Genomic DNA, 6,254 nt, shown 5'->3' on the forward strand with positions numbered 1-6,254 from the left:
TATAACATAATTTTGTAGAGAAATGGATAAAAATTTACCGCACTTCTACTCCTGCTCTTTTACTAAAGACACCAAAATCTGATCGATTTTAAAGTTTTCCGTATCAATCACTTCAAACTTGTATTTTCCGTAAACCACAGAATCGGTTTTTTTCGGGATTTTACGTAACATATACATCATAAAACCACTGATAGTTTCGTAGTTTTCTTCATCGGGAAAATAAGCAATATCTAATACTCGAGTTACCTCTTTTAATGGCGTTGCGCCATCAATCAGCCACGAGTTTTCATCACGGCTCACAATATATTCTTCTTCGTTAGAAACCAATTCCCCCATAACAATACTCATCACATCATTTAGCGTAACAATACCCACCACAAGAGCATATTCATTCACAATAATCGCAAAATCTTCGCCAGTAGATTTAAACAATTCCAACACTTCGTAAAGAGAAAGCGTATCAGGCACAAATAAGGCTTTACGGAGTAGTTTAGGATCTGTGAGCACCACATTTTCATTCTGCAAATACATAGTTAGCAAAGTATGGGATTCGATATAACCTAAGATTTTGTCGAGGCCATTGTCACAAATCACAATTTTAGAATGAGAATCACGAGAAAGCGTATCCATCACTTCTTGGCGAGAAAAAGTGCGGTCTAAATATACGATGTTTTCACGGGTTGTCATTGTGGAAGTTACCGTACGGGCTTGCATATCGAAAATATTTTCGATCAAATAATGCTCTTGAGTTTTTAATACACCAGCTTCTGCGCCTGCTTCAACTACGGCGAAAATATCTTCAGAGGTCATGCCATCTTCACGCACAGTAGAAATGCGAAATAAGCGGAAAAATACATTAGCAATAGTATCAAAAAACCACACAAGCGGTTTAAACACATACATACTAAAATTCATAATACCCACAACGCTCAACGCCACCATTTCAGGATAAGTAATAGCAATACGTTTTGGAATAAGATCAGCAAATAAAATAAACAAACAAGTCACTAATATAAAAGCGATTGTAGAGGCGGTTGGCTCAATCCAACTTCCTTCAAAAGAACGATTTAAAATATCTGCAATGTAAGGACTTAGCGCACTTTCGCCAATTCCCCCACCCAAAATCGCCACCATATTCAACAAAATTTGAACCACCGTAATAAAACGACCAGGATGCTCTTGTAATTTAAGCACTTGAAGCGCACGCACGTCGCCTTTATTTGCAAGAGATTGTAATTTTAACTTACGAGAACTCGCCAGAGAAATTTCAGCAGAAGAAACAACTGCGCTACTTAAAATTAAAGCCACAATTGCCAAAATAGTATGAAATAATTCCATAATCATTACTCAAAAATATAAAAGAAAACGACCGCACTTTGCGACCGTTTGGGATATTACTTATCGCTGTCAAACCAGCCGCGAATAAATTGGATAGACAAAAATAATGTCGCCAGCAAGAATACATATAAAATCCACGAAACAATCGGATTGCTTGGTGTATCATCAGCCGTAATTTCTTTAATTGAGGTTGCATTACGATATTCATCCACCATCGTAATACGCCAACCATAGTATTTAATTTGCACAAGTTTGTTGTCATTACCCAAAGCCTGTGATTCAGCCTGTAAATTGGCTGAGCCAAATTTGAAGTAGAATGGGAAACCCCAACGTGTATCTTCGTTGCGATACACCATAATTTTGCCATCGTCATTTTGCGTATTGATGTAATACACATCACGTGTTGGGCCATCAGCTGGATTTGATTTTGTGATGGGGCCATCTTTATCAACACGTTTAACTTCTACGCCAGTAACACGTGTCACATCGTAATGAGGAAATACATAATTCACCACAGAAAACATAAAACCGTGGAATAAAAAAACAACAATAAATAAGAAATATTTAAAAAACTTTCGCATACTTTTCCCTTGTCAGAACTGTGCATTTATTCTACACGAATTTTAAATAAACGCTCGAAATTTTGTGTAGTGATTTGAGCAAACGCCTCTGCAGAAACGCCCTTTAAGGTTGCCACGTATTCACATACTTCTCTCGTATAAGCGGGTTGATTTTCTTTACCTCTGTAAGGCACAGGCGCAAGATAAGGCGAATCCGTTTCCACCAATAAGCGTTCCATTGGTACATAACGAATAACCTCACGAATCGCTTCGGCATTTTTAAAGGTTACAATGCCAGAACAAGAAATGTAAAATCCTAAATCCAACGCTTTTTTCGCAAATTCCATAGTTTCCGTAAAACAATGAATAACGCCACCGCACTTTTCAGCACGGTGTTGGCGTAACATTGCAATGGTGTCATCGCCTGCAGAACGTGTATGAATAATCACAGGCTTATCTAATTGGTTTGCAATATCGATTTGGCTGCCAAACACCGCTTGTTGCGCCGCTTTATTGTCCGCGCTGTAATAATAATCTAAGCCAATTTCGCCAATAGCAATCACTTTCGGATCTTGCGCCAAACGCAATAAACGCTCTGCGTCATAAGGTTCTTCTTCAAAATCAAGTGGGTGAACACCACAAGCAAGCGAGACATTATTAAATTCCCGTAAAGAGTCATAAGCCTGCTCAAAACGGCTTAAGGTTACACCAATCGCGAGCAAATGTTTCACATCACGCGCGCGTGCTTTTTCCACCACATCCGAGATATTTTTATGTAAATTTTCATAATCCAACGCATCTAAATGGCAGTGGGAATCAACAATGAACATAATTATTTTTCCTTATGCCTAAGGCTTTAACGCCATAGACGATATATCTTTAATTTATTGCGTTTCAAATACTTCTGTGACTAATCGTGTCAAGCCATCTAATAGCATTAATTCAACATTCACACCATTAATCGTCAGCAAATCTGACCGCACTTTTTGCATAATTTTAATGGCTTGTAATAAACCAAGGGCAGTTTGCTCATTACTGAATTGTTCGATACCACGCCCAAGATCAGCCACTTGTCGATGACTATCAATTTCAAGTTTATGTTTTAAACAATCAGAAAGAAAAGCCAAAATCCAATCCACTTGCTGAACATAGCGTTCTTTATCAAACAACGGAAGCAATTCCAATGGCGAACGTCGGCGATAGAACACCCAAAATTGACGTAAGAAGTTTTTACGCTGTTCAATCAGCCCTTGTTGTAAAGTCTCCAATGCTAAAAGCGGACGCCCAAGATTCATCGCAAGTGCGGTCAAAATTTCCTGATTTTCTACCGCACTTTCTGATTTCAACCAATCAACAGCCGTTTGTTCATTAGGCATAGACAGATTCCACACTTGGCATCGACTGTAAATAGTTGCTAACAAACTTGCCGAACTATCCGCTTGAAGTAAAAAATAAGTATTTGGACGAGGCTCTTCCAATGTTTTCAATAATGCATTAGCAGCCGCTTCCGTTAAACGTTCCGCACCTTGAACATACACCACTTTATTGCCGTTTTGTTGTGCGTGCTGCGCAACAATTTCATTAATGTCGCGTACTTGATCGACGCCAATATCCTTACCGTCAATGGGGCTTAATTCGTGATAATCTGGATGACTATGGGCTTGCATTAAATGACAAGAATGGCATTGACTACAAGGTTTATCGCCTTGAGCTACACACATTATTTTCTGTGCAAGTGTATTAAATAAACTCTCTACGCCTAAACCAGAATCAGCTTTAATTAGCACAGCATGATGCCCCAACCCTTCGTCAAAGGTTTGAGCAATTTGATGATAAATTGGCATTAGCCAAGGGTAAAGTGCGGTCATTTTTCCAGAAATTTTTGTGAATAACGAGGGCAATTATACACATTTTCAAACTGGCTTGACAAAATAGCAAAAAGCAAACGTTTACTTTTAATAAATAAGAAATAAATAGAGAAAATTTGAACCAAATGGTATTTTTTTGTTCAGTTTTATACTAGAATTCACGCCCCATTTATTTTTACTTGACAAAGGAAAATTTATTATGAAACTCGAAGCAAGCAAGCAAGCAAGCAAGCAAGCAAGCAGAAGTTTAAAAAATCATTTATTGTAAGTCTATTTTTTTCTATTCTTTATACCTCTCCGCTTTTGGCTGTTGATTACGTTTACGACAAAACCAAGCTCACTGATGATGAAATTACCCGCTTAAAAAAACTCCGCGATAGAAATAGTGAATATTGGAAAGATGATCTATTCAGGCTTGATATACCAAAAGAAACTGGTCTCCGTCATGACATTAAGGGGGCAGCAACAGGAAATTTCTCGTATCCAGTTATTGGTTCATACTATAATGATAAACCTATTGATCCTGACAAAAAGATCTCTTTTTTCGACAGCCCTTATACACCCGGCTACACGGCTGCTTTCGTACAGGGATTTGGCGTTAAAGAAAGAAATGGCAATACGGAAGAACAAGCTAAACAATTTATCGATGAATTTAGAACAAGATTAAAAAAAGGTACTTACTTCCATTCGTTAGGATTTTTTTATTCAGATGGAATGCCCTACACCTGGCTGTATGAATTTTATAAGAATGATATTTTCAATTCTTATAAAGTAGTAAAACATAGCAATATTAACAGTGAAATTCTTGCTGTTGGTAATGTTGCTGATTTGTATTATAAACACTACATACGTAGTCCAATACCGTTATATGCAGATTGGTCTATACTCACTCTCCCCCTTCCTAGATTAAAAGTTTCCGAAAATTCCCATGTCATTGGGCAAATTATTCATCTTTACCGAGTAGACTTAGAGAATTCTCTTTGGGAGCCTCGTTGGGATTCTGATGTCAGTTATTTGAATTTAAACAATGGTCATATTCGTTTTAATACCAAAAATGACAGCCTTGTTGTAGGCGAAAGTCGCATTAGACCACCCCCCGATAATGCCTTATTACCCGAAAAATCTTTGAAAAGAGAAGGCAATGATATAGGTTATCATAGTAACTCAGAATACATTTATCAGAATAGCTCGGAAGACCATTATGCGGATTATTCGAGTATTCACTTTGCTTATGATTTAAGCGAAAGAGAGGCTGACAAGCCCGTATTAACGTTAAAAAGCAAAGTAACAGGGAAAACGGCTATTGTTTTTGAAGAAAAAGCCTTAAACAATTTAAAAAACCTGACTTACCGACAACTCATCAAAACAGAAACCGATGTTGAACCGAATGCGTTTTATCTTTTAGAAGAATATAAAAAAGGCAGATATCGTTTATTTTTACAACAATGTCCAAACGGTTTTTGTATCGGTGTAGAAAAACTCGCAATTCCAACTCATCTTGTCGCCTCCTATGCACAACAAGCCCAAGCCGCCAATACCTTATTCGCCTTGCGTTTGAACGACAAAAACAGCGATATTTTTGACCGCACTTTGCCACGCAAAGGCTTGTGGTTGCGTTTAATTAGCGGTCACTTAAGTCAAGATGTACAAGGTAAAACCGCGCCAGTAGAAGGAAATCGTAAAGGCATACAACTTGGTGGCGATGTTTTCTCCTTACAGAATCAAGACTACCAATTTTCCTTTGGTTTAATGGGTGGACAAGCAGAACAACGTAGTACTTTTCGTAATCCAGATACAGGCAATGTTACAACAGGAAGTATGAAAGGCTTTGGCGCAGGCGTTTATGTCACTTGGCATCAGCTTCAAGATAAGCAAACAGGGGCATATATTGACAGCTGGGTACAATATCAACGCTTCCGCCACCGCATTAACACTGAAGATGGCACAGAAAGTTTTACTTCAAAAGGTATCACCGCCTCAATTGAAGCGGGTTACAACGCGTTATTAGCAGAACACTTAACGGGGAAAGGCACTCAAATTCGTTTTTACCTACAACCACAGGCACAATTGACTTATTTGGGTGTAAATGGCGGCTTAACCGATAGTGGTAATAGTAAAGTGAATTTACTTGGCTCTCGCCAATTACAAAGCCGAGTGGGCGTTCAAGCTAAAGCGCAATTTTTACTCAATAAAAATATCGTCATTCAGCCTTTCGCCGCTGTGAACACGCTTTACCACAGCAAACCGTTCGGCGTGGAAATAGACGGAGAGCGTCGAGTAATAAACAACAAAACCGCGATTGAAAGCCAATTTGGTATAGCAGTGAAAATCAAATCTCACTTAACTTTACAAGCCACATTCAATCGCCAAACAGGCAAACATCACCACGCTAAACAAGGTGCGTTGAATTTACAGTGGACGTTTTAAGCTTAGTAGTAACAAAAAAATCGGCAGGAAAATTTTCTGCCGATTTTTTATTTTAAAAGTG

General features: G+C 38.3%; 5 protein-coding genes. 1 reads left to right on the forward strand and 4 read right to left on the reverse strand.

Annotated elements, in window-relative coordinates; all coding sequences use genetic code 11:
- Positions 1 to 45 precede the first annotated feature (45 nt).
- The 4 genes from HMPREF2644_RS08450 to HMPREF2644_RS08465 are packed head-to-tail and all read right to left on the reverse strand — an operon-like array spanning position 46 to position 3,766.
- Positions 46 to 1,344 carry a polyamine export protein PaeA gene (locus HMPREF2644_RS08450; protein ID WP_005691371.1) on the reverse strand — a complete coding sequence of 433 codons (1,299 nt, stop codon included), beginning with the start codon at positions 1,342 to 1,344 and terminating at the stop codon, positions 46 to 48.
- 50 nt (positions 1,345 to 1,394) lie between these two features.
- Positions 1,395 to 1,919: a DUF1523 family protein gene (locus HMPREF2644_RS08455; RefSeq protein WP_038440582.1), complete on the reverse strand. Its 525-nt coding sequence runs from the start codon at positions 1,917 to 1,919 to the stop codon at positions 1,395 to 1,397.
- Positions 1,920 to 1,945: 26 nt separating this feature from the next.
- Positions 1,946 to 2,728 (reverse strand): TatD family hydrolase, encoded by a 783-nt coding sequence (locus HMPREF2644_RS08460; protein ID WP_070828393.1) that lies wholly within the window; start codon positions 2,726 to 2,728, stop codon positions 1,946 to 1,948.
- 54 nt (positions 2,729 to 2,782) lie between these two features.
- A complete protein-coding gene (locus HMPREF2644_RS08465) occupies positions 2,783 to 3,766 on the reverse strand; it encodes a DNA polymerase III subunit delta' (protein ID WP_070828394.1) in 984 nt (327 codons plus the stop codon).
- A gap of 192 nt (positions 3,767 to 3,958) precedes the next feature.
- Between HMPREF2644_RS08465 and HMPREF2644_RS08470 the strand changes: the two genes are divergently transcribed.
- Positions 3,959 to 6,193: an autotransporter outer membrane beta-barrel domain-containing protein gene (locus tag HMPREF2644_RS08470; protein WP_181914040.1), complete on the forward strand. Its 2,235-nt coding sequence runs from the start codon at positions 3,959 to 3,961 to the stop codon at positions 6,191 to 6,193.
- Positions 6,194 to 6,254 lie beyond the last annotated feature (61 nt).

This window comes from Haemophilus sp. HMSC071C11 (assembly GCF_001837655.1).
In the GTDB taxonomy this organism is placed as follows: Bacteria; Pseudomonadota; Gammaproteobacteria; order Enterobacterales; family Pasteurellaceae; genus Haemophilus; species Haemophilus influenzae.

Excerpts from the sequence above, each read along its gene's own strand:
- HMPREF2644_RS08450 (WP_005691371.1), bottom strand. The coding sequence starts at position 1,344 with ATGATTATGGAATTATTTCATACTATTTTGGCAATTGTGGCTTTAATT.
- HMPREF2644_RS08455 (WP_038440582.1), bottom strand. The coding sequence starts at position 1,919 with ATGCGAAAGTTTTTTAAATATTTCTTATTTATTGTTGTTTTTTTATTC.
- HMPREF2644_RS08460 (WP_070828393.1), bottom strand. The coding sequence starts at position 2,728 with ATGTTCATTGTTGATTCCCACTGCCATTTAGATGCGTTGGATTATGAA.
- HMPREF2644_RS08465 (WP_070828394.1), bottom strand. The coding sequence starts at position 3,766 with ATGACCGCACTTTACCCTTGGCTAATGCCAATTTATCATCAAATTGCT.